The sequence below is a fragment of the Micromonospora sp. 4G55 genome, from assembly GCF_016803375.1.
The window spans coordinates 1-2,823 of sequence record NZ_JAEVHN010000739.1; the positions used below are offsets into that span (position 1 = coordinate 1).

General features: G+C 69.0%; 2 protein-coding genes and 1 pseudogene. 1 reads left to right on the forward strand and 2 read right to left on the reverse strand.

What is annotated here, in order from left to right:
- Positions 1-333: 333 nt before the first annotated feature.
- A pseudogene (locus JNW89_RS39390) lies at positions 334-534 on the forward strand (helix-turn-helix domain-containing protein); the annotation flags it as partial.
- 175 nt (positions 535-709) lie between these two features.
- On the opposite strand, the gene JNW89_RS33330 reads toward JNW89_RS39390, so the two are convergent.
- Together JNW89_RS33330 and JNW89_RS33335 are read right to left on the reverse strand one after the other, a co-directional pair.
- Positions 710-1,483, reverse strand: a complete 774-nt coding sequence (locus JNW89_RS33330) for a maleylpyruvate isomerase N-terminal domain-containing protein (protein WP_238452064.1) — start codon at positions 1,481-1,483, stop codon at positions 710-712.
- 739 nt (positions 1,484-2,222) lie between these two features.
- Complete coding sequence (locus JNW89_RS33335) at positions 2,223-2,471, reverse strand: hypothetical protein (RefSeq protein WP_238452065.1); 249 nt, start codon at positions 2,469-2,471, stop codon at positions 2,223-2,225.
- Between the last annotated feature and the right edge of the window lie 352 nt (positions 2,472-2,823).

Genomic DNA, 2,823 nt, shown 5'->3' on the forward strand with positions numbered 1-2,823 from the left:
TCCGGCGGGGGCGCAACGACTCCAGGATGGCCGGGGCTCCGTCCGCGCCTCGCGGTCCGTGGGTGGTTGCGCGCGGCCATCCCGCCAGCCGACGACCCGGGCGAGCCGAGCAGACCACCGCCCGGCCCGCCAGCGCCCGTACGTGCGTCAAGGTCCGCTTGACGTGGCGGACCGGGCGGCGGCCCGCTCCCCAGAGGGCGGGTCGGCGGCAGACAGGATGGCAGCTAGCTAGTGCTCTGACCGGGAACGATTACCGGGTTGGCGGCGGCGGGGCCGGAACCGGTTGGATGACGCCGGGGCAGCACCAACACAGTGCGCTATTGACAAGCGATGATGCTGCTGGCCTCGGCCGGCGGCAACCGAGTTCCAGTGATCGCCCAGTTGGTGCAGGCCGACGAGGGCACGGTGCGGGACGTGATCCACCGGTTCAACCAGATCGGCTCGGCCTGCCTGGACCCTCGGTGGGCGGGAGGCCGTCCCCTCCTGCTCAGCCCTGACGACGAGGACTTCGTCGTCCAGACGGCCACCACCCGCCCGACCAAGCTCAGCCAGCCCTTCACCCGCTGGTCCATCCGCAAACTGCTCGCCTCCTGCGCAAGGTGCACGGCCGGGTCATCCGCATCGGCCGCGAGGCCCTGCGCTAACCCCGGGCCCAGTGGCGCCCGCAGGAGCGCGCGCGCAACCGACAGATGCGTCACAAGTGCGCGTTTTACGCGTTCGGGTCCCAGTCTGCGAGCTGCTCCATCGGCTCGGTGTCGCCGGTGGTCTCCAGGCCGTCGAGCGGGACGCGGTCGTAGAAATAGAGGACCAGTTCGCTCGCTGCGCCTCGCATCGCCATGTCGCCCGGCCCCGCGTCGGCGGCAAGGTCGTCGCAGCGGACGCCGTCGGCGTCGAGGGTCAGGCGCCAGGAGCGGCCCTCGGTCGTGTGCAGGTCGATGGTCGCCGGCTTGAACGGCCAGGGGACGGTCGTCGCCGAGACGGTCGTCAGGAACTCGTCGACGCCCTCGACCGCGACGTCCGTCGGCAGCGGCTGCGCGGCCCCCTGGGTGAGCTGGGCGTCGTAGGTGTGGACGGCGATCTCCTGGATCTGGTGCCGGGCCACGGCTCCGCTGGTCTCCGGGGCCTGCGAGCGGCCCCACCAGGTCCAGCAGCCGCGGTCCGGGCCCGCCTCGCGCATCGCGTCGAGCATGAGCTCGGTCGACTCGGCGAGCCAGGCGTCCAGGGCTTCGCGGTCGCGGGGCGCGGTCGGGGCGCCCTTCGGGTCCGTCCTCGCCGGGGGCTCAGCGCCCGGGCCCGCCGCGATGATGGCGGCCTGGCGGCGGCGGCCGTCGCCGAGGTGCTGCGCCAGTTCGCGCAGCGTCCAGTCCGGGCAGGTCGGGACCTGGACGTCAAGGTCGGGGGCGGACGCGATCGCGGCGCGGAACGCGGCCGAGCGGTCTTCGATCAGCCGCAGGACCTCGGGGAACTCCAAAATGTTTTGCACCTCGGTTGTGTATCACTGCGCTCCGGCCGCCGGGTAGCGAATTTGTCGGACGAACGCGGCGGTCGCAGCGTTCGCGCTCTACCTTTGGGAGGCTGAGCGCGATCGCAGAGCCGAGGATGAGCGGCGAAAGCGTGACGATGAAGCCCGGCGGGCTTAGGCGAGCCGAGTGTCCAGCTGGTACGCCTTCGATCCTGAACAGCAACCCCCTGACCAGTGGGGAGCGTGAATTCTTAACGCCTCTGACTCGCTCATCTGGGACTTGGTCGTGGAGTTCCATTTCACGTCGCCCACCCTCAACGGCGAGGACACCCTGTTCCGCGCCCAGGCAAGAAGAAGGCTCTGCCCGCCCGGCAAATGGTTCATGCCCGCACCGGGCTGGATGCTGGAGGTGGGGTCACCAAGCCTCTACGTAGTGGCGATCACCTCCCGCGACACCGCCAATGAGTACTGGAGACGGGAAGTCACGGGGGTGCTACTTGGTCCTCTACCAGGCCCACCGGGACCTCCACCACCTGGATCACGGCGGTGGCAATCTGGCCCACAAGGCACAGGCGTAGTGAAGTCGCCGGAATAGCCGGACATGAGGTCGTGCCCGTGTCGTGCCCGATCGAGCGGTCAAGAGGGGTCAGCAGAGGTGACCTAGGCACTGGGGCGGATGCTGCTAGGCGCAGCGCGCCAGCCCAAACGTCGGCGACTTGGGTGAGCCGCACACGATTCCCAAGCTGACAGTTCGGTTGGATCAGGACCAGCTCGCCGGCTCTAGCTGGTTCGGGCGGACCCGGAACTGAGTGGTTCCGTCCTCGGCTTCCACGTGGTCGGGAGCAGTGCTAACGACAAGGATCTGGTCCTCCTGCTGACCGACGACATGGCACCTCACGAACGCCGGCCGGGGCAGAGCAGCGCCAGGAAGGATGTCGTCATCCACGAAGAAGATCGGCACCTTGTCGACGAAGAACCAGGTCCGTCCGTCGGCGTCGACCAGCCGCACACGGACCCACCCTGGCCAGTCTTCGTCGACCCATGCAATCGCCTCGCAGCGCAGCAACCCGGCGGACCTCATCACCGGGCTGATCCTGCCAGGAGGGTCGCGCCTGGGTGGCGCGCGGCTGTCTGGGGCACACAGGGGGCACGAGACACTGTCAAATGTTGTCGATCAGTGAGCAGCCCTGGCAGCCTGCGACGCCGTCTGAACAGGTGCCGAGCACTGTTCCCGCTGGTGAGCCGATCACGGCTCGCAGTTCCGCTTCAACGTCTGACACCAGCGGTGCGTCGGGCCAGCATCAGCCGTCAACCGTGCGCTCATGGGCCTGGCAGCTCATCCGGGTCTGCCGATGGAGGCA